Annotated in this window: 18 protein-coding genes, 2 pseudogenes and 1 CRISPR repeat array; of the genes and pseudogenes, 17 read left to right on the top strand and 3 right to left on the bottom strand. The window is 40.9% G+C overall.

Annotated elements, in window-relative coordinates; all coding sequences use genetic code 11:
• Positions 1–25 precede the first annotated feature (25 nt).
• From acnA to icd, 3 genes are read left to right on the top strand one after another with little or no spacing between them, the layout of a single operon-like run.
• Positions 26–2,626, top strand: coding sequence for an aconitate hydratase AcnA (acnA, locus tag FC14_RS00645; protein WP_056975719.1), 2,601 nt, complete (start codon positions 26–28; stop codon positions 2,624–2,626).
• Positions 2,627–2,631: 5 nt separating this feature from the next.
• Complete coding sequence (locus tag FC14_RS00640) at positions 2,632–3,738, top strand: citrate/2-methylcitrate synthase (RefSeq protein ID WP_056975717.1); 1,107 nt, start codon at positions 2,632–2,634, stop codon at positions 3,736–3,738.
• Positions 3,738–5,012 (top strand): NADP-dependent isocitrate dehydrogenase, encoded by a 1,275-nt coding sequence (icd, locus tag FC14_RS00635; RefSeq protein WP_056975716.1) that lies wholly within the window; start codon positions 3,738–3,740, stop codon positions 5,010–5,012. The genes FC14_RS00640 and icd overlap by 1 nt, the downstream gene beginning before the upstream one ends.
• Before the next feature lie 69 nt (positions 5,013–5,081).
• On the opposite strand, the gene FC14_RS00630 is transcribed toward icd, so the two are convergent.
• On the bottom strand, positions 5,082–5,465 hold the full coding sequence (locus tag FC14_RS00630) for a VOC family protein (RefSeq protein WP_056975714.1): 384 nt from the start codon (positions 5,463–5,465) through the stop codon (positions 5,082–5,084).
• Between the two features lie 163 nt (positions 5,466–5,628).
• Between FC14_RS00630 and FC14_RS00625 the strand changes: the two genes are divergently transcribed.
• The 11 genes from FC14_RS00625 (at position 5,629) to FC14_RS00575 (ending at position 19,208) form a co-directional block, all read left to right on the top strand.
• Positions 5,629–6,504 carry an ROK family protein gene (locus FC14_RS00625; RefSeq protein WP_056975712.1) on the top strand — a complete coding sequence of 292 codons (876 nt, stop codon included), beginning with the start codon at positions 5,629–5,631 and terminating at the stop codon, positions 6,502–6,504.
• 221 nt (positions 6,505–6,725) lie between these two features.
• Complete coding sequence (gene cas9 / locus FC14_RS00620) at positions 6,726–10,784, top strand: type II CRISPR RNA-guided endonuclease Cas9 (RefSeq protein ID WP_056975711.1); 4,059 nt, start codon at positions 6,726–6,728, stop codon at positions 10,782–10,784.
• A gap of 197 nt (positions 10,785–10,981) precedes the next feature.
• Positions 10,982–11,887 carry a type II CRISPR-associated endonuclease Cas1 gene (gene cas1 / locus FC14_RS00615; protein ID WP_056975709.1) on the top strand — a complete coding sequence of 302 codons (906 nt, stop codon included), beginning with the start codon at positions 10,982–10,984 and terminating at the stop codon, positions 11,885–11,887.
• A complete protein-coding gene (gene cas2 / locus FC14_RS00610; RefSeq protein WP_056975707.1) occupies positions 11,865–12,170 on the top strand; it encodes a CRISPR-associated endonuclease Cas2 in 306 nt (101 codons plus the stop codon). Before cas1 ends, cas2 begins: the two co-directional genes overlap by 23 nt.
• Complete coding sequence (csn2, locus tag FC14_RS00605; protein WP_056975705.1) at positions 12,167–12,838, top strand: type II-A CRISPR-associated protein Csn2; 672 nt, start codon at positions 12,167–12,169, stop codon at positions 12,836–12,838. Before cas2 ends, csn2 begins: the two co-directional genes overlap by 4 nt.
• A 27-nt stretch (positions 12,839–12,865) precedes the next feature.
• A CRISPR array of direct repeats spans positions 12,866–15,013; the repeat unit is 36 nt; unit sequence GTCTCAGAAGTATGTTAAATCAATGATGTTTAGTAC.
• Between the two features lie 76 nt (positions 15,014–15,089).
• Positions 15,090–15,917: an exodeoxyribonuclease III gene (locus FC14_RS00600; protein WP_056975703.1), complete on the top strand. Its 828-nt coding sequence runs from the start codon at positions 15,090–15,092 to the stop codon at positions 15,915–15,917.
• A 137-nt stretch (positions 15,918–16,054) separates the two neighbouring features.
• The gene (gene efp, locus FC14_RS00595) at positions 16,055–16,612 is read left to right on the top strand and encodes an elongation factor P (protein WP_050611570.1); all 558 of its coding nucleotides are present in this window, start codon (positions 16,055–16,057) and stop codon (positions 16,610–16,612) included.
• Positions 16,613–16,762: 150 nt separating this feature from the next.
• Positions 16,763–17,077 (top strand): heavy metal-binding domain-containing protein, encoded by a 315-nt coding sequence (locus tag FC14_RS00590; RefSeq protein WP_056975701.1) that lies wholly within the window; start codon positions 16,763–16,765, stop codon positions 17,075–17,077.
• A gap of 182 nt (positions 17,078–17,259) precedes the next feature.
• Entirely contained in the window at positions 17,260–17,904 is a 645-nt protein-coding gene (locus tag FC14_RS00585; RefSeq protein WP_056975743.1) for a nitroreductase family protein, read from the top strand.
• Between the two features lie 114 nt (positions 17,905–18,018).
• Positions 18,019–18,381: a hypothetical protein gene (locus FC14_RS00580; protein ID WP_050611568.1), complete on the top strand. Its 363-nt coding sequence runs from the start codon at positions 18,019–18,021 to the stop codon at positions 18,379–18,381.
• A 14-nt stretch (positions 18,382–18,395) separates the two neighbouring features.
• Entirely contained in the window at positions 18,396–19,208 is an 813-nt protein-coding gene (locus FC14_RS00575; RefSeq protein ID WP_056975700.1) for an SPFH domain-containing protein, read from the top strand.
• 43 nt (positions 19,209–19,251) lie between these two features.
• Here FC14_RS00575 and FC14_RS00565 read toward each other — a convergent pair.
• Positions 19,252–20,661: pseudogene (locus FC14_RS00565) on the bottom strand (aryl-sulfate sulfotransferase).
• Positions 20,662–20,721: 60 nt separating this feature from the next.
• The gene (locus FC14_RS00560) at positions 20,722–20,934 is read right to left on the bottom strand and encodes a hypothetical protein (RefSeq protein ID WP_056975694.1); all 213 of its coding nucleotides are present in this window, start codon (positions 20,932–20,934) and stop codon (positions 20,722–20,724) included.
• A 247-nt stretch (positions 20,935–21,181) separates the two neighbouring features.
• Between FC14_RS00560 and glpK the strand changes: the two genes are divergently transcribed.
• The 3 genes and pseudogenes from glpK (at position 21,182) to FC14_RS11000 (ending at position 24,693) form a co-directional block, all read left to right on the top strand.
• Entirely contained in the window at positions 21,182–22,684 is a 1,503-nt protein-coding gene (glpK, locus tag FC14_RS00555; protein WP_056975692.1) for a glycerol kinase GlpK, read from the top strand.
• A gap of 16 nt (positions 22,685–22,700) precedes the next feature.
• A pseudogene (gene glpO / locus FC14_RS00550) lies at positions 22,701–24,540 on the top strand (type 1 glycerol-3-phosphate oxidase).
• Between the two features lie 30 nt (positions 24,541–24,570).
• Entirely contained in the window at positions 24,571–24,693 is a 123-nt protein-coding gene (locus FC14_RS11000; protein ID WP_268872171.1) for a hypothetical protein, read from the top strand.
• Positions 24,694–24,768 lie beyond the last annotated feature (75 nt).

The following is a 24,768-nucleotide window of genomic DNA, read 5'->3' as shown; positions in this document are numbered from 1 at the left end:
AGAAATCACGAAGGAGGATGTTTTTATGAGCGGGAAGTATTTGCGCAGGTTTAACTCAAACAAAGCAGAGTATAGTTACTATGACATTGGGGCGTATTTAAAAGAGCAGGGGCAAGCTGTTGCAAATCTTCCCTACTCACTGCGAGTCTTATTAGAATTAACTTTACGTCAGAGTGCGCGTAAGCCAGAATTAGCTCCGTTTTTAAAGCATTTTTGTGACTGGGACCAAAAGCACGACCAAGACATTGCTTACAAGCCAGAACGGGTCATTCTCCAAGACTTAACGGGCGTTCCAGCCTTAGTGGATTTAGCAGCGATGCGGGCAGAGGTCAAGCGCCAGAAAGGTAATCCAAGCTTGATTAATCCAGATGTCCCCGTTCACCTAGTGGTGGACCACTCCGTTCAGGTTGATATGGCAGGAAACGACCATGCCTTAGCCTATAATATCAAAAAGGAGTTTGAACGTAATCAAGAGCGCTATCACTTTTTGAAGTGGGCACAAAAGTCATTTGAAAATTTAACCATCATTCCGCCTGACACCGGGATTATCCACCAGGTAAACATTGAATATTTGGCCGATGTCATTAGAACTGATACCGCCGGTCTAGCTTTTCCTGATACCTTGGTTGGAACCGACTCGCATACGACCATGGTCAACGCTTTAGGGGTATTAGGCTGGGGTGTTGGTGGGATTGAAGCCGAAGCAAGTATGCTGGGGCAGGAATCTTACTTCCCAATGCCTAAAGTAGTGGGAGTCAAACTCACAGGAAAACTGGCTGAATTTGCGACGGCAACCGATTTGGCCTTAACCATTACCAAGTTGTTGCGGACCCATAATGTGGTCGGAAAATTTGTTGAATTTTTCGGTCCCGGCCTAGCGAGCTTGCCGTTAGCCAACCGGGCAACGATTGCTAACATGGCGCCCGAATACGGGGCAACCTGTGGCTTTTTTCCGATTGACGATCAGACTTTAGCCTACCTTAAGCTCACTGACCGAACTGCGACTCAAGTTAAGTTAGTGGAAGATTATGCTAAAGCTAACCACCTCTTTTATCAGGCGGATGTTACCCCAACTTACTCGGAGCTAGTTGAGCTAGATTTGGCGACCGTTAAGCCAAGTCTAGCGGGACCAAAACGGCCCCAAGATTTGGTCGGCTTAGACCAAGTAAGTACTAATTTCCGCCAATACGATGACTTAGCAGATTATCAGCTGGAAATCGAAAAAAATCCAGTTAAATTACGGCCTGGTGCCTTAGCCTTAGCGGCGATTACCAGCTGTACTAACACCTCTAACCCCGAAGTGTTAGTGGCAGCGGGCTTGCTAGCTAAACGGGCTTGTGAGTTAGGTTTGAAGGTGCCAGCTTATGTGAAAACGTCACTAGCGCCTGGTTCACGGGTAGTGACAGCTTATTTGAAGACGACCGGGCTTCAGACTTATCTAGATCAACTAGGCTTTAATGTGGTTGGTTATGGGTGTACAACCTGCATCGGAAACTCAGGTAAGTTGCAAGCGGATTTGCAGGCGGCTTTGGAAGCAAGACCTTACCCTGTTAGTGCGGTTGAAAGTGGGAACCGTAACTTCGAAGGCCGGGTTAATCCCTTAGTTAAGGATGTTTACCTAGCCTCTCCACCCTTAGTGGTGGCCTATGCCTTAGCGGGAACGATGGACATTGACCTAACTAAGGAGCCAGTTGGTACTACCCCTAATGGTCAAGCTGTTTACCTGCAAGATTTGTGGCCAGCTGCTAGCAAAATCACTGCCTTAATCCAGGCCTACGTAAAACCAGCCCTATTTTCCGCTAATTACCGCGATATTTTCAAGCAAAATGAAGCTTGGAATGAATTAGATGCACAGGCCAGTGAAACCTATGATTTCGATGCGACTTCAACTTATATTGCCCAACCTCCATTTGTGGTTGCGGGAACGGGAACTAAAGAGCTAACTGGCTTGCGGGTTCTAGCTAAGTTAGGAGACACGGTAACTACCGACCATATTTCTCCAGCGGGCTTTATTGGTCAACAGACTCCGGCTGGTCAGTATTTGTTGGCTAACGGAGTGGCCCCAGCTAACTTTAATTCTTATGGGGCTAGACGGGGGCATCACGAGGTGATGGTTCGTGGGACCTTAGCTAACATTCGTTTGCAAAATCAGTTGGCAACTAAGCAAGGAGGGTTTACCAAGTCCTGGTTGACCGGAGAAGAGACCACCATTTACCAAGCTGCAATGGCATACCAAGCCAAGAAAATAGGGACAATTATCTTGGCCGGCAAGGATTATGGAATGGGCTCTTCCAGAGATTGGGCTGCAAAAGGAGTTAAGTTACTGGGGGTCAAGGCCGTCATTGCGGAAAGTTTTGAGCGGATTCACCGGGCTAACTTAGTGATGATGGGAATTTTACCTTTGGAATATCTCCCTGGCCAAACGGCAGCAACACTAGGGTTAGATGGCAGCGAAACCTTTGAAATTGAGCTAGCCGACAAACTGGCCCGCGTAGTGGCAACTGGTGAGCAAAAGCGGGTCGAGTTTGAGGTGAAAGTGCGTTTTGACGCGCCGATTGATAAGAAATATTACGCCGCGGATGGAATCTTACCATTGGTAGTGGCGACTAAGATGGCAAAGGGGTGATTGAAATGGACTTACCAAAAGGTTTAGCTGGAGTAGTGGTTGATCAAACGGAAATTAGTTCAACTGCGGGTGGCAAGTTAGTTTACGCTGGTTATGAAATTGAAGAGTTAGCCCAGGCTTCTTATGAAGAGATAGTCTTTTTGTTATGGCACACGCGCCTACCGCAAAAGGGCGAACTTGCGGCTTTTAGCAAGCAGTTAGTTTCAGAGATGGTTTTGCCGGCAGAATCAATTCGGCTTTTGCTTTACATTGCTAAGGAACCACAACATCCGATGAGCATCTTGCGGACGGCTACCTCCTTACTAGGGACTACCAACGACGTGATTTTTGACGAACCACCGAAAATTCTTGCCAAGATGCTAACGGTGATTGCCTCGATTGTCAGGATTCGGCAAGACGAACCACTGATTGAACCTGATTTTAAGTTGGGGTTGGCAGATAATTTCTTATACATGCTAACTGGCAAGAAACCGGATGAATTTTTGAGTCGGTTATTTAACACCGTGATGGTTTTGCATGCCGACCACGAATTTAACGCCTCGACCTTTAGTGCCCGGGTGGTAGCCTCAACGGCGGCTGACTATTATTCTTGTCTGACGGCGGCGGTATGTGCTTTGAAAGGACCGCTTCATGGTGGAGCTAACGAGCAGGTTTTTGCAATGCTAGAAGAAATTAAGGGCTCGCACTTAGATCCTATTACCTACGTCAAACAGCGGTTGGCGGCTGGCAAGAAGGTAATGGGCTTTGGGCACCGCATCTATAAGGATGGGGATCCCCGGGCTAAGATTTTACAGGGACTAGCTAGGAAGTTAGCGCAAAAGACGGGCAATGAGTCTTACTACGATTTGCAAGTAACGCTTGCCGATTATTTACTAAAGACTAAGGGGTTACATCCTAACGTCGACTACTATACCGCGTTGATTTACCACTGCCTGGGATTAGAAAAGGATCTCTTTACCGTTATCTTTGCGGCTTGCCGGACGGCGGGGTGGTTGGCTCATATCATGGAGCAAAAACGAACGGGGCGCTTGATTCGGCCCTCGTCTGAGTATATTGGCCCTAAAGGTCGCAAGTACGCTAAGGATCATTATCAGATTGGAAGTGAGTTTTAATGGCAGAAGCAATTAAAATGGTAGCTGGGAAGTTGGAGGTACCTGCTAATCCTACTATTCCCTACATTAGTGGGGATGGGATTGGCCCAGAAATTTTTGCGGCCGCCCAAACAGTTTTTGATGCCGCCGTACTAAAAGCTTACGGGGGTCAAAGAAAAGTTAGTTGGCATAAGTTGTTAGCAGGAAAGAGCGCCTACCAGCAAACCGGTAGTTGGTTACCTGCTGAAACTCTCACGGCGCTAAAAAAACACTTAGTAGCAATTAAAGGACCACTAGAAACTCCGGTCGGAGAAGGACACCGGTCTTTAAATGTTACCTTGCGCCAGGAATTAGATTTATATACCTGTTTACGGCCGGTAACATATTACCAAGGTACGCCTAGTCCAGTAGTAGCTCCGGAACAAGTTAACATGGTGGTTTTCCGGGAGAATACGGAAGACATCTATGCCGGTATCGAGTTTGCAAGCCATACAAAAGCGACTGAGAAATTATTGGCCTTTTTAAAGGAACAGGGACAACTAGCTAAGGTCCGCTTTCCTGAAAGTAGTTCGTTTGCAATCAAACCAGTTTCTAGCCAGGGAACCAAGCGTTTGGTTAAGGCGGCCATTAATTACGCCTTAGCTCATGATTTAAAGACAGTAACCTTGGTCCATAAGGGCAACATTATGAAGCAAACGGAGGGCTCCTTTAGAAATTGGGGCTACCAAGCTGCCTCGGAGTTTGGGGATAAAATCTTTAGTCAGATGGAATATAACAAAATCAAGGAAGTTGAAGGACTAGCCCAGGCGAAGCAAGCCCTAAATCAAGCTCAAGCAGCTGGCAGGGTAATTGTTAACGACCTAATCTGTGATAACTTCTTCCAACAAGCCTTACTAAGGCCGGGTGACTTTGATGTCATTGCGACCTTAAACCTGAATGGGGACTACATTTCAGATGCCCTAGCTGCCCAAGTTGGGGGCATCGGGATTGCCCCGGGAGCCAATATCAATTACCAGACGGGTCAAGCTATCTTTGAAGCAACTCACGGGACGGCCCCCCAATTTGCAGGCCAAAACAAGCTAAATCCAACTTCGTTAATCTTGTCCGGCAAGCTGATGTTTGACTACCTAGGTTGGAGCCAGGCAGCTGACTTGATTGAATCGGCCCTAGCAGAAGCAATTGCTAGTCACCATGTCACAGTTGATTTTGCTGCTAAGCTCAAAGAGGCCACAACGCTAAGTACTAGCGAGTTTGGTCAGTATTTAGCAGAGTTAATTTTGCAAAAAAATAGCTAGTATCTAGGCCAATATCCATAAAAATAAGAAAGACCCCGAGCAAAAAAGCTCGGGGTCTTTGTGTAAAAGTTAGCCCTTGTAGGTAGCTACTTCGATTAAATTGTTGTCGTAATCGCGGACAAATACGGAGGTCATCTTACCTTCGGAACCGCTAGTTTGGCTTGGGCCAGCCACAATGTTAACGAAGTAACTCTTCAAGTGGTTAACAATGTCGTCCATCTTGTCGCCGGCAACGATACATAAATCGGCGCTGCCACTAGTTGGGTGGCTTGCCTTTAAGTCCGCTTTGGCGTCGACTTTTTGCAAGACAATCAATTGGTGACCACACCTTAAAGTGTGGCTTTCAGCTGTTTCAGCCAAGACCGGCATGTCAAACACTTCGTGGTAAAAGCGGCTAGCTGAAGACAGGTTAGTAACTGTTAAAACGATATGGTCGATACGTTTGATTTTCACAGATAAATCCCTCTTTTATAGTTTAAAGTTGCTTTTATTATACCTAATTTTTGTAAATTAAAAAACATGTCAAACGTTTAGCAGAAATTTCAGAAAAGGGCTTTAAATTCCTACTTGAATAAGGTAAAATAAAGAAAACGGTTACTCTAAAGGAGGATTTATCATGACTAAACTATACGGAGCAATTGAAGCCGGCGGGACAAAGTTCGTCTGTGCAGTTAGTGACGAAAATTTAAATATTTTGAAACGCGTTAAGATTCCAACTACCGTGCCAGCTGAAACGATGGCCGAAGTTTTCAAATTCTTTGACGAAAATCCCGTGGTAGCAATGGGAATTGGCTCCTTTGGCCCGATTGATGTCAACCGCTCATCAGATACATACGGCTATATCACTACGACACCTAAGAAGGGGTGGGCTAACTACAACTTCTTAGGCGATATGAAGGCCCACTATGACATTCCTTATGTTTGGACAACTGACGTTAACGTTGCCGCTTACGGGGAATTGAAGAAAGGCTCCGCCCAAGGCAAGAACAGCTGTATTTACCTCACAGTTGGGACCGGTGTTGGTGGAGGTGGCGTTGTTAACGGCCAACTCCTTGAAGGTTTTGGCCACCCAGAAATGGGCCACATCATCATGCGTCGTCATCCGGAAGACACCTACCAAGGTAACTGTCCATACCACCATGACTGTCTAGAAGGACTCTGTGCTGGACCAGCTGTTGAAGGTCGGGCCGGCGGAATCAAAGCCTTCGATATCCCGAAGGACGCTAAGGATTGGGAAATCGAAGCCTACTACTTGGCTCAAGCCTGCGTAGACTACACGGTCATTCTTTCACCAGAAAAGATTATCTTTGGCGGTGGTGTTTCCAAGCAAGATCAACTCTTCCCAATGATTCGCAAGTCCTTTGCAGAACAAATGAACGGCTACCTCAAGACACCTGATTTAGACGATTACATCGTCCACGTTGCCCTTGGCGACGATGCTGGTATCACTGGTTGCCTCTTACTAGCCCAAGAAGAAGCCGCTAAGAACTAAGTAAAGTAATAGAGGTTAAGAAAAAAACTCAGAATTCAAAAATCGCTAGAAACAATGTTTGAATGCATTGTTTCTAGCGATTTTTTGCTTGTGAAATTATTTTGATAATTATTTTTGAACCAACAAAGAAAATTAGAGTAGCTTTAAAATTCTATTTACTATCAAAGAAAACGCTTATATAATTATTTTTATAAAGTACTTAGGAAGCGGGGGACGAGAGTATGTCTGAAAAAGAGTACCATTTAGGTCTTGATATTGGAACTAACAGTATAGGTTATGCAGTGATGGATTGCAATTATCATTTAATGAGAGCAAAGGGTAAAACATTAATTGGTACAAGCTTATTTAGAGAGGGAAACACGGCAGCAGAGCGGAGAGGATATCGAACGACACAAAGACGTTTAAAACGTCGTAAGAGAAGGTTAAAACTTTTAGAAGCTTTTTTTGATCCTTACATTTTTGAAGTAGACGAGAACTTCTTAGCGCGTCTCCATGAAGCTGATATTTCGCCTAAGGATGAAAATAAACGCTTTTGGGGCTCCTTGCTTTTTCCAAATGAAAAGGATGCTAATTTCTATAGGAAGTATCCGACAATTTATCATTTGCGAAAGGCTTTGATGGAAGAAGATAGGAAATTCGATGTAAGGGCAATATTTTTGGCAATTCATCATATTATGAAGTATCGTGGTAATTTCCTTAGCCCATTATCGGTAGATAGTTTTAAGCAAGAAGGTTTAGAATTAAAAGAACAACTAGACAGGCAATTAAAACGAGTGGCAGAGTTATACAACGAATTAAATACGGATGTCAAAATTAATGTGAGTGATGTCGAAACTATTCAAGATATTATAATTGATAAGAATAAAAGTAGGCGTGACAAAGCTGGAGCACTTAAAAAGTTACTAGCAGTTTCAAGTGACCGTAAAGAAATTAATAAGCTGAATGCTTCACTTGCTAAGGAATTAAGTAATGCTATCTTAGGTATGAAAGCCCAGTTTGCTAATTTATTGTTAGCTGATGATTTAGAAATAGACAAAAATAAGAAAAACTTTTCGCTATTGGATACTAATGCCGAAGAAAATGTCAGTGGATTGTTAGAATTAGTCAATGAAAAACAAGCTGAATTGTTTGATGCAATAAAGACAATTCATGATCAAATTATTCTAAATGAAATTGTTCCAGACGGGAAGAGTATTTCGCAATCAATGGTAGATAAATATGAGGCGCATAGGGAGCAATTACAAGTATTAAAGGCTTTGTACGAAAAGATGGATGCTAAGCAAATCAAAGCTATAAAGAAAGCATATAGTTTGTATATTGATGGGAAGGATCCAAAAGCTAAGAAAGTAGATAAGCGTGCACACCAAAATAGGGCTGATTTTTATAAAGAGGTAAAGAAAGTCTTAGTTGAGTTAGACGATTCACGGGCTGAAAAGTTACTTGGTTTAATTGAAATGGGACAATTCTTACCTAAACAAAGAACAGCAATGAATGGGGTTATTCCTAATCAATTACACCAAGTGGAATTAGATAAGATTATTGAAATGCAGTCCAAATACTACCCTTGGTTAGCTGAGAAGAATCCAGTGAAAAGTCATCAGAAGCGGGCGCCGTATAAATTAGATGAACTGTTAACCTTTAGAGTCCCTTACTATGTAGGTCCTATGGTGACTAGTAAAAAACAGCAACAAACCTCTAATAGTAATTTTGCTTGGATGGTTAGAAAACAAGAAGGGGAGATAACTCCTTGGAACTTTGAAGAAAAGGTTGATACAATTGCATCTGCAAATGACTTCATCAAGCGAATGACCGCCAAGGATACTTATCTGGTTGGCGAAGATGTTTTACCAGCTAATAGCCTACTATATCAACGTTATAAAGTTCTTAACGAGCTTAACAATATTAAGGTTAATGGAAGACGACTACCAGTTGAATTAAAACGAGAAGCATATGTTGCTTTATTTGAAAACGGAGATAGTAAAACAGTTTCAGCTAAATGTTTTAAAAATTGGTTGAACGTTAAACTGAAAAACTTGAATTCCCTTAAATTAGAGGGCCTAAGTACTGGGACTAAGTTTGATAATAATTTATCCACTTATCATGATTTAAAGAAGATATTTGGTAAGGCAGTAGATGATGCTGGCAGACAAAAAGATTTTGAACAGATTATAGAGTGGCTTACAATTTTTGAAGATAAGAAAATCTTAAGAATTAAACTGAAAGAGATTGAGTGGCTGACGGAAGAAAATATTACACAACTAACCCGACTTAATTATAATGGTTGGGGAAGACTTTCAAGAAGATTATTAACTGGAATTTGTGATAGTAATGGTCAAAGAATTATGGATTGGTTGTGGGACACTACTAATAATTTTATGCAAATTCAGTCTCAACCAGATTTTCAAAAAGCCATCGTCGAATATAATAGTGATAAATTAGAGCAAGGAGATATTGAACAGATTCTTGGTGAAGCATATACATCTCCACAAAATAAAAAAGCAATTCGTAAGGTTATTAAGGTTGTCCAAGATGTAGAGAAGGCTATGGGAGCTAAACCTACATCCATTTCCATCGAATTTACAAGAAGCGATGGGCGCTCAGAATTGACTAATTCACGAATGACACAACTTCAAAAAACTTTGATGAGTCTTTCTGAAGAAATGACGGACCAAGCTTTGCTAGCTGAGTTTAAAGATTTTCAAGCAAGTAAGAAGAAACTAACGAACAAGTATTATCTATATTTCACTCAATTAGGTCGAGATATGTACACGGGGGAACCGCTTAATATTGACCAGTTGAGTTTATATAGTGATGGCGATCATATCTTACCACGGTCTTTTATTAAGGATGATTCTTTAGACAACCGAGTATTGACAAAACGTGCGGTTAATAATGAGAAATCAGATACGGTACCTGTTTGTGAATATGGTGCTAAAATGAAGGATTTCTGGAATGATTTATATGATAACGGACTAATTAGTAAACAAAAACTGGCTAACTTGCTTACTGATCCGGACGAGATTGGCCCATATAAGGCTAATGGCTTTATTCGGAGACAATTAGTGGAAACTTCGCAAGTTATTAAATTGTCTGCTGAAATACTGCAGACATTGTATCAAGATACAAAAATCATAGAAGTTCGTCAAAAGTATACACATGAACTACGTGAACATTTCAATTTTGTGAAGATTAGACAACTCAACGATTATCACCACGCTTTTGATGCTTATTTAACGGCGTTTAGTGGACGATACTTATATCAACGATATCCTAAGTTACGTGGTTATTTCGTTTATGGCGATTACAATAAATTTGATGCCAAAAAAGACCGTAATTACCTAAAATCATACAATTTCTTGTATGATTTAGAAGAAGGAAAGACCGACCAAATAGTTGATAATGTCGAACATAAGGTATTCATGAATCGTCAAGACGCAATTAATCAACTGAAAAAAGCATATGAATATAAATATATGCTAGTATCGCAAGAAACCTATACAAACAGTGGAGCTATGTTTAAGGAGACTATCTACCCGGTAAATCCAAAACAGAAGTTAATTCAAAAGAAAAACGATAAGCCGGTTGACATTTATGGGGGATATTCTAATAACTACGATGCTTACCTTTCCATAGTACGATTGGAAGATAAGAAAGGTATCAAATTTAGGGTGGTAGGAATTCCGATGAGAAACAAGGCGGAATTGGATAATCTTGCCAAAGAGGACCACAATGGATATATGCAACGATTAAATGAGATTGTTGATGAGCAGATAAATAGTTCAGGTAAGAAAAAGACTTTTAGAATTATCCTTCCAAAGGTTCATTTTAAGCAACTTGTAGAAGATGATAGCGGTAAATTTATGTTGGGTAGTGCTGCGTACCCATATAATGCAAAACAATTAGTTTTAAGTGTGAAAAGTATCGAATCTTTAGCTAATAAAGATGCTAGTGATAGGGAGTTAGTAGCTGTTTATGAGGAAATATTGAACGTAGTGAATGATAAATTTACGTTGTATGATGCACGACAGTTTAGAAATAAATTAACAAGTAGCAAAGATAAATTTGTAGAATTAAATACAGCAGATAAAGTAACGGAATTGCTAGATATTTTGGATGGGTTACATGCTAATCCTGTTGTTAAAAAATTGAAAATTATCAGCGGGAGTCCATTCGGATTTTTACAACGTCCGTCAGGAATAGTGTTAACTGAGAACGCTAAGTTAATTTATCAATCACCAACTGGTATTTTTGAAAGAGTTGTTTATTTGAGAGATTTATAGTAAAGAAAAAGTGCCCTTTTAGGGGCACTTTTTATAATATGTATGGCCATATAATGGCTCAAAAGGATAAACATCGCTAAAAAGCTCCGTTTGATCTCAACACAGTATGTTAAATCAATAATGTTTAGATGTTGGGAGCTACCCAACGTCTGTATTATACAAGAAACTTAATTTTTTTGTCAAGAGGAAGTGTTTTCATGGGATGGAGATCAGTAATTATAACGCAACATTCAAAATTATCATATAGTTCGCGGATGATGGTGGTGCAGAATAACGAGGGAATAAGTCAAATTCCTGTTGAAGATATAGAGTTATTGGTGATTGAAACAACTCAGGCGGTTATTACTTCGAGTTTAATTGGAGCTCTAACTAAGAACGGAACTAAGGTAATTTTTACAGATAGACAACATGAGCCTGTTTGTGAAACGGTGGGATATTATCCTAATAATTTAGCGTTAGAAAATATCAATCTACAATACAATTGGCCCCAAGAAAGAATGGAGCTTTTATGGACCAATATTATAATTGGTAAAATTGAAAATCAAATTCAAGTTTTAAGATTAAACGGACAACAAACCAAAGAACTAGAAGATGAGTTGGATGTTTTAGAGGTAAATGATGTTACTAACCGCGAAGCTGTAGTTGCAAAAAAATATTTTCAAACATTATTTACTAAAGATTTTTCAAGAAGGACAGGGTCAGTAATAAATAAGGCGCTAGACTATGGATATGCGGTTATTCTATCAAAGATAAATAGAGAGATAGTGCAAAATGGTTTTTTGACTTATTTAGGAATTCATCATCATAGTAATGAAAATCAATTTAATTTTGGGTGTGACCTAATAGAACCGTTTAGACCAATAGTAGATTATTGGGTAAATGGGCAAAATTTTCTTGATTTTACACCTGATGTGAAGTACGGATTAGTGGATATGTTAAATTTAGAGATTAAATATAATGGTAAAAATACACTATTAAGAAATGCGATAACAAAATATGTTAGCGATTGCTTAAATTATCTAAACGGCAAGAAAGACAATATAAAAATTGAGGTGACTCTACCAAATGAGGTATCGTACAATGCGCTTAATGATCATGTTTGATTTACCAACGGAAACTAGCAAAGATAGAAGAGAGTATCGAAAATTTCGAAAGGCATTAATTAGAGAAGGTTTTATTATGATACAGTACTCTGTTTATGTCAGGGTTTGCGTAACAAGGCAGTCAGCAGAGTTCTTAGAAAAAAGGGTCAGTGTTTATTTACCTGAAAATGGGACAATTCAGACCTTGATGTTAACTGAAAAGCAGTACAATGATATGCACTTTTTGCTAGGTGAAAAGAAAAAAGATATTAGAAATTCAGCACAAAGGACGATAATTTTATGAAACTTAGCTACCAAGGATACGATGAAGTACAAATTGATGAAGGTAAGATAACGGTAATAGCAACTAATAATCCTACAGTTTACAAAGATTTGATTTTAGGTGTAAAAGATTACAATGACAAGGTAAAAGCGTACAGCGATGATTTTAGCCTTATTAACAATAATTTAGCTTTTGATTTTGACGGCGACGCTTTGATTAATCATGACTTAGATAAACGTTACAAGCTAGAGTTAGTTAATAAGATTACCGAGGGCTTGGCTCCGCACGTGAGGACAAGTATTGAAAAGAAGGCGCGCGAATTATTTACACTCTTGCAGGAAAGTTTGTTTATGACAGATATTCCTTTAGAAGTTAGTTTTGATGGGGATGTTAAACGGTTACTTAAATATGCTAACATCCACTTACATCCTTCTATATCTAATGATGCTTATGGTATAATTGAAAGTGATTTAAAACTTCATATTGAGTGTGATGATAAATCGTGTATTGTGTTCAATAACCTAGCTAGTTATATGACGCAAGAACAATTTCGTGAACTTCAGTATGTTAATAATGAAATTGGAACGAAAGTCCTTCTAATTGAATTTTCAGATTTGGATAAGAAGGATTATTATAAAAACTGTAATTATTACTATATTGATGCTGACTTCGTTGGTTGGTACTTCTAAAGATTAGATATTGATTAATAAATATCGGTCTCAGAAGTATGTTAAATCAATGATGTTTAGTACTTTTTCATAATAGAATCAGCAAAACCTAGGGTCTCAGAAGTATGTTAAATCAATGATGTTTAGTACAATTATCCATGATTATCTTTTTAATATCGTGTCTCAGAAGTATGTTAAATCAATGATGTTTAGTACGCAAATTTTACAATTAATTCTTTATCACAAGTCTCAGAAGTATGTTAAATCAATGATGTTTAGTACAGATAAATCCATCAAAGGATTGACACTATTGTCTCAGAAGTATGTTAAATCAATGATGTTTAGTACACATCCAGCAAGAATTCTTGCTTCTGATGGGTCTCAGAAGTATGTTAAATCAATGATGTTTAGTACAAGCGTTTCTTGTATTAAACCTTCATCATCGTCTCAGAAGTATGTTAAATCAATGATGTTTAGTACATAGAATCTAGATAAATATCACGCAGTTGTGTCTCAGAAGTATGTTAAATCAATGATGTTTAGTACATGCCAATTCTAACTGTGGATGTGTCATCAGTCTCAGAAGTATGTTAAATCAATGATGTTTAGTACTTAGCTTCATCTAAAATCGCCACTGTTTCGGTCTCAGAAGTATGTTAAATCAATGATGTTTAGTACTCACTTTAGTGAGGGGTAGCTGACTAATAGGTCTCAGAAGTATGTTAAATCAATGATGTTTAGTACAAAAAATAATTGATGAAATCGCCGGCACGAGTCTCAGAAGTATGTTAAATCAATGATGTTTAGTACTGCATGTGTTACCAGACCATGAAGGGTACTGTCTCAGAAGTATGTTAAATCAATGATGTTTAGTACAAATTTTTATTACTTAAAAGGTCGATGATAGTCTCAGAAGTATGTTAAATCAATGATGTTTAGTACGCAGCAATGGAAACTGCGTCGCTTGCAACCGTCTCAGAAGTATGTTAAATCAATGATGTTTAGTACAACTATAACGAATATCCTTGCCAGCTAAGTGTCTCAGAAGTATGTTAAATCAATGATGTTTAGTACCCTGCACTAACCATGCCACCAGCTACACTTGTCTCAGAAGTATGTTAAATCAATGATGTTTAGTACTCATGATTTCCAAATTACTTTCTACATTTCGTCTCAGAAGTATGTTAAATCAATGATGTTTAGTACCGTGCTCAGGTCGGATTTAAGCGAGGGAATGTCTCAGAAGTATGTTAAATCAATGATGTTTAGTACGTTCTTTTAGCCCTACAAACAGGAAAAAGGGTCTCAGAAGTATGTTAAATCAATGATGTTTAGTACTTGGGTTCTGTTTATGGTTCCTTTTCAAACGTCTCAGAAGTATGTTAAATCAATGATGTTTAGTACCTGACATTGAGTCTTTTTGTACCAACTGTAGTCTCAGAAGTATGTTAAATCAATGATGTTTAGTACTTTACATCATGTAGAGACTCAGTCGTAAATGTCTCAGAAGTATGTTAAATCAATGATGTTTAGTACCTGATATGCTACTATCACCGACAGTTACATGTCTCAGAAGTATGTTAAATCAATGATGTTTAGTACATAAATAATTATATTATAGTTAAACATAAAGTCTCAGAAGTATGTTAAATCAATGATGTTTAGTACTCACTTGCTAGAATATCGACTTTATGTTCTGTCTCAGAAGTATGTTAAATCAATGATGTTTAGTACGAACCTTTGTCATAGGTTTGACTAACGCCGGTCTCAGAAGTATGTTAAATCAATGATGTTTAGTACCTTTACCTGGCAAGTAATAGGTGAATTTCCGTCTCAGAAGTATGTTAAATCAATGATGTTTAGTACGTGGAAATCATATTAAAGCAGGACAAAGTGGTCTCAGAAGTATGTTAAATCAATGATGTTTAGTACTTACCGAATGGAGGATTTGGAAGATGATAAGTCTCAGAAGTATGTTAAATCAATGATGTTTAGTACTAAAAACCGGGTTAGATTTTTTGTAAATAGGTCTCAGAAGTATGTTAAATCAATGATGTTTAGTACTTAATTATCCCAACTAGTTTAACAGTCAATGTCTCAGAAGTATGTTAAATCAATGATGTTTAGTACTTCACCTTGTGAAGCCTGCTACTCGTCAAGGTCTCAGAAGTATGTTAAATCAATAATGTTTAGTAGTATAAAGTATCTGAATAGCTTGCCAACTTGGCCCTGTGGTAAAATGGGGGCAAGACTAAGTGAAGGTTGTGATCTTGTGAAACTTATTTCCTGGAATATTGATTCGTTGAATGCGGCGCTGACCGGCCAATCAGAGCGGGCAGAGCAAAGCCGGGCGGTGCTTGCTACCATTCAAGCCCAAGCACCGGATATTGTAGCTATTCAAGAAACCAAGTTGCCGGCTGGTGGTCCCAACAAGAAGCACGTTGAAGCGCTGGCTAAGTGGTTTGCGGACTATGATTTTGTTTGGCGCAGTTCGGTGGAACCGGCTCGGAAAGGCTATGCGGGGACGCTCTTTTTATACCGTAAGAGTTTAACCCCTAAGGTAACCTATCCTGAAATCGGGGCGCCTAGTCCGATGGATCAAGAAGGCCGGATTATTACCTTGGAGTTTCCTAAATTTTATGTTAGCCAGGTTTATACACCGAATGCGGGGGATGGACTTAAGCGCTTGGCCGAACGGCAGGTTTGGGATCAAAAGTACGCAGCTTACTTGGTAGAGTTAGATAAGACTAAACCTGTTTTGGCTTCGGGGGACTATAATGTGGCCCACGAGGAAATCGACTTGGCTCACCCTAAGACTAATCACCAATCAGCTGGATTTACAGATGAAGAGCGGGCAGGTTTTACTAACTTGTTAAAGGCTGGGTTCACCGATAGTTTCCGCCATGTCCACGGTCAAGTTGAAGGAGTTTATTCTTGGTGGGCACAACGAAGCAAGACTAGCAAGATTAATAATTCGGGTTGGAGAATTGATTACTGGCTGACCAGCAACCGGATTGCAGATAAAATCGTAAAGGCAGAAATGCTTGATTCGGGTGATAGGCGCGATCATACGCCAATTATGCTAGAAATTGACCTCTAATTTTAAAACATGCTAGAATAAGGTTATTCTAACTGAAAGATGGTGATATTCTTGACTGATCGAGAATTTGCCCTCTCACTTGCACCGCCAAGTCTTTTTTAGTTACAGCAGACTAAAAACAGAAATGGAGAAGAAAAATGGTTGAAGCAATTAATTTGAGAAGTGGTATGGTTTTCGAAAAGGATGGTAAGTTGATTAAGGTTTTAGAAGCTAATCATCACAAGCCTGGTAAGGGCAACACGGTGATGCAGATGAAGTTAGCGGATGTACGGGCAGGCTCAATTGTGCAAACCACGATGCGGCCTTCCGAAAAGGTTGAATTGGCAATGGTTGATAAAAAGCAGGCGCAATACCTTTACCGCCAAGACGACCTACTTTGTTTTATGGACCTTGAAACTTACGAGCAATACGAGTTGGCAGCTAGCTTGTTAGAAAATGAGTTGCCTTACTTAATCGAAAACCTCCAAGTCCAACTTGATTTTTGTAACGGGGAACTAATTGGAATTCAACTCCCAGGAACGGTTGAGTTGACGGTTACAGAAACGGAACCAACCATTAAGGGTGCAACTGCCGCTAGTGGTGGTAAGCCAGCCACAATGGAAACGGGCTTAGTTGTAACGGTACCTGATTTTATCCAAACTGGAGAAAAGTTAGTAATTAATACCGCTAACGGTACCTATAAACAACGGGCCTAAATTGATTAATAATTAGAAGATAAGGTTTCTAGGAAAGTAAGCTTTCTTAGGGACCTTTTTAGTTAATGATTGTTTATAAAAAGTTAACTCCTATAGGTAAATTATTTGTTATGATAGAGGAGTAGAATTTATAACGAAGGGGAGATTTTAATGTTAGTAACAACAACTGAACAAATTCCAGGGAAAAATTACGAAGTATTAGGGGAAGTCTTCGGAGTAACCACTCAATCCCGCAATGTTGTTAGTGATTTTGGAGCCGGCATCAAGAATATTGTTGGCGGAGAAATCAAAGGTTATACTAAGATGCTACAAACTTCACGGGAAAAGGCTGTAAGTCGGATGATTGCTGAGGCTAAGGACAAGGGCGCAGATGCGGTTGTTATGATGCGCTTTGATTCTGGTTCGATTGGTGGCGATATGCAGTCAGTGGTAGCTTACGGCACCGCCGTACGTTTTGTCGATTAAAAATTTGAGATATAAATCCTAAGAAAGAAGCTTTCTTGGGATTTTTTGTTAGGTGCTAAGAAATTAGATTGAGATTTTAATTTCCTATGGTGACGGAGCAAAGTTAACGTTTACATTTTATAGCAAAGCTTTTATAATAAAGATGTATAGTCATGTTAATTATTGAGCAAGGAGTGAGTGAAATGGCAGTTGTAAATAACGATTTTCGCGATGTAATGTTAAATCGGCACTCGGTTAGGAAATTTGATGAGCAGGTAAAGATTGAGCGCTCTGAGCTAACGGAAATGATTGCAGAGGCAATCACTGCCCCATCGGCTTGCAACTTACAAGCCTGGCGGTTCGTGGTGGTTGATAGTCCTGCGGGCAAGGATAAGTTACGGTCGTTTTTCATGCGCTTTAACCTACCCCAACTGGAAACGGCTTCGGCGGTGGTCATGATTTTCGGGGATACGCTAGCCTTTGAATCATACCGGGATTTGTGGAATAAGGCCTATGAAAATGGCCAGATTACGGCTGCGAAGCGCGATGAAGTCCTCAAAACCTTCCTGCCACTGTATGAAAGTGCGCCTAAGTCAATGTTGATTAATGATAGCATGGTTGACTGCAGCTTGGCGGCAATGCAGCTGATGTTAGCGGCCCGGGCCCATGGTTACGAGTCAAACCCAATTGCAGGTTACGATGCTAAGAAAGCGGCTCCTGCTTTTGATTTGGACCCAGAACGTTATGTACCGGTGATGGCAATTGCGATTGGAAAGCCGGTTGATGAAGGGGTAGACAAAGTTACTTCTAGTCGCTATCCGGTTAAAGATGTAATGGATTTTGCTTAGTAACTAAATATTAATTGTAAGTCACGCTTAGTCGTGGCTTTTTTATTTACCTAAAAGTTGTTGGTTGATATAAAAAGTGATATCATAATGATATCAAGAAAGAAGGTGGCGGAGATGGCAAGAGATGAAGAGATGACTTCTTTTCTCTTTCGCCTGCCTAAAAACTTAAAAAGGCGGTTAGAGAGTAAAGCTCAATCTGAAAATAAGAGTGTGAATGCAACTTTGCAAGAAATTGTCTCCCTAACCTTGAAAGATCCGCCTCAGCAGGTGGAAGCAGGTTCGTTTGAGAAGAGAAACTTTCTCGGCCAGAAAATAGCCGGGCAAAAAATCGACCAAGCTAATGGTTTAGTCGAAGTTAAGGGGATTTATTATCGTTATCTAATCGAGGGCAACCGGCCAGTTGATAAGCAGGCAGATTATATTGTAATTGAAGCCGTAGGAAATATTATCACGTTAAGGCCGCTTGTTGGTGAGTAAAGGGGTAATTTAGCATGTTAGGAATTAAAATTATTAGACAGAATTGTCAGGGGTTAGTAGAGACCTTAGGAAAATACAGGCACAGCGTGGAAGCAGGTTTGCATTTTTACATCCCCTTCATCCAGAGAATTGAGTCGGTAGAACTAGCCATGCACCCGTTGAAGTTGCAAAAGTACTCAGTCATTACTCAAGATAATGCTGACATCGAAGCTAGTGTGACCTTAAACTATCACGTAACGGATGCTAAGAAGTACACCTATGAGAATACTGATTCAGTAGAATCCATGGCTCAACTAGTGCGGGGCCACTTACGTGATATCATTGGCCGGATGGATTTAAACGCGGCTTTAGGTTCAACTTCTAAGATTAACGCGGAACTCGCAGCCGCCATCGGTGATTTGACTAATATTTATGGAATTAACGTCGACCGTGTGAACATTGATGAGTTAACCCCATCCATTGAGATTCAAAAGGCGATGGATAAGCAGCTAACGGCTGACCGTGAAAGGGTGGCCGTGATTGCTAAGGCTGAAAGGGAAGCTCGCAATATCAAGCTAACCACCGATGCCAAAAATCAAGCTTTGGTGGAAACGGCTCAAGCAGAAGCGGAAGCAACCCGAATGCGGGCCGACGCAGAAAGTTACCGGATTGAAAAGATTCGTGCGGCCCTAGAGTCAGTTTCGGACAATTACTTTAGGGACCAAAGTATTGCCGCCTTTACTAAGCTAGCCCAGTCGGATACTAACTTGGTGGTAATGTCCAAGGATGAAATTACCGATTTAGGTAATATTCCTGTAATTGATAAAATGTTGGATATGAAGAAATAGCTAAACAGCCCCCTAACACGGCCTTGGTGTTAGGGGGCTTGTTTTAGTTAGCAAAGTAAAAATTATTAAAGTCGTATTTATAGACCCGGTAGATAAACTTAGTGATACCAGTAGTTTCAAAGGACTGGATTAATTTGCCATCCGCGTCATATTCGGCAAAGGCGGCGGTCATTCCTGAATCAGTCACGACGTTATTATCATTAGTCTGAACGCTAGAGATAAATGGCGAGTAAGGTAGGCTAATTTTTTTGACTAGTTGGTAACTACCGGTGTTTTCGTTGACGAGGTACTTATAGTAACTAGATTGATAGTCGTTAGAAGTTGTTGCGCCCCCGCTATTAGGGTAATTAGTCCAACTAAAGTTAGTTCGGGAGTTCATAATTACAGAGTTGTTGTTAAAGATTTCCAAATAGTAAACCCCGGCTGTCTCAGTTGGAATATAGGTTACAGAGTGTTGCCCAGCTTGGGAAGTAAAGTTGCCAACTTTATTCAACAACAAATTAGCATACGTGCCAATCCCTTGCTAAACCGACGGATCAGAAATAAAGTAGTCTAACTTGGGCTGACTAGTAAGGTTAGAAATTTTCATAATGGTCGAAGTTTCCCGGGAGCTAATAATAACTTGGTCATCCTTAGTTAGTTGAATAGTATTGGCGTGGATAACGTCACGGTAGCCCTTGTTATTAGTTAGAGTTTCAATCCCGGTGGCGGTTTTATAAAGATCGCCCAACAAGTCCTTGAAGTCTAAGAGGCGACTGACTTTGCCGGAAGTAGCGTCAATCTTGATAATTTGATCTTCAACCCGCTTCTCACTGGCTTTAAGCTTGGTATCAGTCGCGAGGGCGATGATATTACCCTGGCTATCCACGGCAAAGTCATGGTGGAGTTTGAAGTTAGTGTTTTTAAGCGAGTAAGACTGCACCACTTGACCTAACCGGTCTAACGTAACTAGTTGGTCGTCGTCAACTGCTAGGTAAAGTTTATTGTTGGTTTGGATTAGGCGCAGGGAATTATAATTAATTGTCGGAATTTCGGCACGGATGTAACCGTCATTATCGACCAAGTAAGTGTTGCGGGTCTTTAGACTTTTATCACCAATTACGGCGTAAAGGCCGGAGGAAAGCTTGGTTTTGCTAGTGCCTTTAGTAACCTTAAGTTGGTTTTGATCACTTCCCCGTAGCTTGTTAGGGGTGTAAGTGAAGGTCTTAGTTTCTTTTTGACCATTTTGGCCCGTGGCGGTAATGGTAATGGTATTTTCCTGGCCGGCAATTAAACCAATTAGCTGGTAGGTGTGATTCTTAGCGTAGGTTCCGTTGGGGTTATAGAGTGTTTGGCTAAAGGTGCTAGCCTCTTTACTTTTGACCGTATAGGAGACCTTAGTTGCTTTCGTGGTTGTAAAGTGTAGGTACAGACCAGTAGTGTTAGTTAGGTAGGGGTTAGCTAGTACTAACATTTTATCGAAAGAATAAGTTTGGCTAGCCTCTAGTTGCTTGATCTTTTGGGCAATTTTAGTTTAAGTGGCGGTTTGATAAATGTCGCTAACACTCTTAATGTTTAAGTCGGAGTAATCTAAGGTGGTGACGGTCTGTCCGTTTGCGACTGGCAAAATTGTCTCAGAAGAAGTAGCGTTAGAACTAGCCTTTTGCTTAACGAAGATTAAGCTAGTAGTCAAGGTGACTACTGCCAAGCCAAAGACTAGTAAGAAAAGTTTTCTTTTGAGTTGCAAATTCATCATCCTTTAATTTATGTATTGATAAGTTTAGTATGCAGGCTAAATGTGAATAGAATTTGAACAAGTCAGCAAGGAAAAGTGACAATTTAGTGAAAGGGTTTGGGACGCTAAAAAATTAAGAGAAAAATCCTTTAAAAATATAGATTTCACGCAACGAACATTGCTAAAATTAGCTTCAGGCGCTATACTTATCACATAAAACTGATATAAGCGTTTACATAAGTTTGTTAGGAGGTTTACTATGGCGGAGTCCTATGTGATGGCGATTGACGAAGGAACGACTAGCACCCGGGCCATTATTTTTGATCACGCCGGCAATAAGGTAGCTGATGCCCAACAAGAATTTCCCCAGTATTTTCCTAAGCCCGGTTGGGTGGAACATAATGCTAATGAGATTTGGAATGCCGTGCTAGCTACGATTACCAGGTCATTTATTTCCTCTGGAATTACTCCCGCTCAAATTGCAGGAATTGGAATTACTAACCAGCGTGAAACCGCGGTTATTTGGGATAAAAAAACAGGCTTGCCTATTTACAATGCCGTGGTGTGGCAATCGCGGCAAACCAGTGAAATTGCGGCCAAACTAAAGCAAGCCGGCTATTCAGAGTTAATTCACCAAAAGACGGGTTTAATTATTGATGCCTATTTTTCTGCAACTAAGATTCGCTGGATTTTAGACCATGTTCCTGGTGCACAAGAGCGGGCAGAACGGGGCGAGTTACTGTTTGGAACAATTGATACCTGGATTGTCTGGAAGCTAACCGGGGGTAAGGTGCATGTCACCGACTATTCAAATGCGTCTAGAACGATGTTATTTAATATCCATGACTTAAAGTGGGACCATGAAATTTTAAGTTTGCTAAATATTCCGGCAGAAATTTTGCCCGAGGTTAGGGGCAACTCCGAAGTTTATGGGCAGACGATGGCTTATCACTTTTTTGGAAGCGAAATTCCAATTGCGGGGATGGCTGGCGACCAGCAGGCGGCCTTGTTTGGGCAACTGGCTTTAGAGGATGGCATGGTGAAAAATACCTACGGAACAGGTTCCTTTATCGTGATGAATACCGGCACTACCCCAATTTTATCTGCCAATAATTTGCTAACCACGATTGGTTATTCACTGGCCGGTAAGGTGAATTATGCCTTAGAAGGGTCGGTCTTTGTTTCCGGGTCGGCTTTACAGTGGTTGCGAGATAAGCTCCACCTATTGAAAAGTGCCCCGGACTCAGAAGCTGCGGCTAGACGTTCCCAAAGTAATAACGAGGTCTACGTGGTACCGGCATTTACCGGCCTAGGGGCTCCTTATTGGGACAGTGAGGCCCGGGGAGCCGTTTTCGGATTGAGTCGTGGTACAACAGCCGATGACTTTATTAAGGCGACGCTACAATCGCTGGCTTATCAGACTAAAGATGTAGTGGCCACGATGGAGCTCGATACCGGCATTGATATTCCCATTTTGCGGGTTGATGGTGGGGCTGCTAAAAACGACTACCTCCTGCAGTTCCAAGCGGATATTTTGCAAAAGCCACTTGAGCGGGCGGCCAATTTAGAAACGACCGCATTGGGGGCGGCATTTCTAGCTGGGTTAGCAGTTGGCTATTGGCAAGATACTGCGGAGCTAAAGCAACTTTTTGCCAAGGGCCAGCGTTTTGAAGCGCAGATGGCGCCGGCAGAAAGTAGCTGCTTATATGCAGGGTGGCAACGAGCAGTTAAGGCTACCCGGATTTTTGCACAAAAGGATTAGCTGGGGAGGGATGAGTATGACTTTTTCATATCAGAGTAGAAAAGAAACGTTAGCTAGGTTAAAGAATGAGGAACTAGACCTCCTAATTGTTGGGGGTGGAATTACTGGGGCTGGGGTGGCTTTACAGGCGGTCGCATCGGGAATTAAGACCGGGTTAGTTGAGATGCAAGATTTTGCTGAGGGAACGAGCTCTCGGTCTACCAAGTTAGTACACGGAGGGATTCGCTACCTCAAGACCTTTGATGTGGGGGTAGTAGCCGACACGGTTCAGGAACGAGCGGTAATTCAAAGAATTGCCCCCCACATTCCCCGGCCGTTCCCGATGTTACTTCCAATTTATGACGACCCTAATTCAACCTTTGATATGTTTAGCATTAAAATTGCTATGGACCTTTATGATAAATTAGCAGGAATAAAGGGGACTCAGTATGCTAATTACACCATCGACCGGGAGGAAGTCTTGCAACGGGAACCGGGTTTAAAAGCAGATGGTTTACTGGGAGCAGGAGTTTACCTGGATTATGTTAATAATGACGCCCGCTTGGTGATTGAAAATATTAAAGAAGCTGCTGAATTAGGGGGCTTGCTGGTTAATCGGGTTAAGGCGGTGGATGTTAGCCACAACGAAAAGCAACGGATAAGTGGCATTATTGCACGAGACGAGTTGACCGGAGAAGAATTTCCGATTAAAGCCAAGTTAGTCATTAATACTACGGGTCCATGGGTTTCTCGCTTCTTAGAGTTAGATCCTAAAAATGGACAAGGTCAGGTGATGCGACCAACAAAAGGGGTTCACTTAGTGGTCGACCAGTCTCGGGTAAGCGTCCCCCAACCAACTTACTTTGACTCTGGTGTCGGCGATGGTCGGATGATTTTCGTGATTCCTCGGGAGGGTAAAACCTACTTTGGAACGACTGACACAGACTTTAACGGTGATTACAGTCGTCCTCAGGTAGAACAAGCAGACGTTGATTACCTCCTAGCTGCGGTCAATAACCGCTACCCTCAGGCTGAATTGACACTGAATGATATTGAGTCCAGTTGGGCTGGAATTCGGCCTTTGATTGAAGCCAATGGGAGTTCCGATTATAACGGAGGTAGCGCCAACAGGGGAAAGGTTTCTGAAGAAAGCTTTGAAAAATTAGTTACAACAGTTACTGATTATACCAAAAAGGCAGCTTCGCGCTTGGAGGTTGAGCAAGCGATTAGCGATTTAAAAACAGCTCGTTCAGAGCGAGTTTTAAGTCCGACTCAAGTTTCACGTGGTTCTTCCCTCGATTTGGGTGACGATGGGTTAATTACCCTTTCAGGCGGGAAGATTACCGATTATCGTAAGATGGCAGCCGGGGCATTGACTTTAATCAGAAAACTGTTACGGACGCAGTTCAAAATTGTGGCTAAGGAAATTGACTCTAAGAGTCTACAGGTTTCGGGCGGTCACTTTGACCCAACCAATATTGAAGCTACGATGAAGTTTTACCAAAAAATTGCGATGGACAAGGGAATTCCGGCTGCAGACGCTGCTTACTTGGCCAACCTTTATGGTTCCAACACCGGCCGGGTCATTTCCTACGCTAATTTCGTTAAAGCTGCCCCAGGCCTAAGCTTAGCAGATACCCTCAGTTTACATTACGCTATTAGATGAAGAAATGGTCTTAAGTCCAGTTGATTATCTCCTCCGGCGTACCAATAATATCTTCTTCCACGCCGATGAGCTTAGTTTTAAGCAGGAGGCCTTTGTTGACGAAATGGCACGGGTGCTGGGCTGGTCTAAAGAAGAGACGGCGGCTAAACAAGCCGAGTTAAAACAAACGCTTGAGCAGGCGCAGCTGACTTATTTAAAGCAGAAAAGTTAGCGACGAATCATAAAATAAGTGAGGTTACCAATGAGTAAGAAAACCTTACCGTTATTTGGTGGGGTAATAGTATTAGGCTTAATCGCAGGCTTGCTACTTAATTTATGTCCTGGGCTAGAAGCCTGGCTACACCAAATAACAGGTTGGCATTAAAAAAGCCCTCTACCCAAAATGATATGCTCCCTTTAGAGTAGACACAGAAATATGTAAATTCTGTATCTTACTCTG

It is taken from the genome of Ligilactobacillus agilis DSM 20509 (genome assembly GCF_001436215.1).
Taxonomy (GTDB): domain Bacteria; phylum Bacillota; class Bacilli; order Lactobacillales; family Lactobacillaceae; genus Ligilactobacillus; species Ligilactobacillus agilis.
This window is presented reverse-complemented; position numbering and strand designations above follow the sequence as displayed.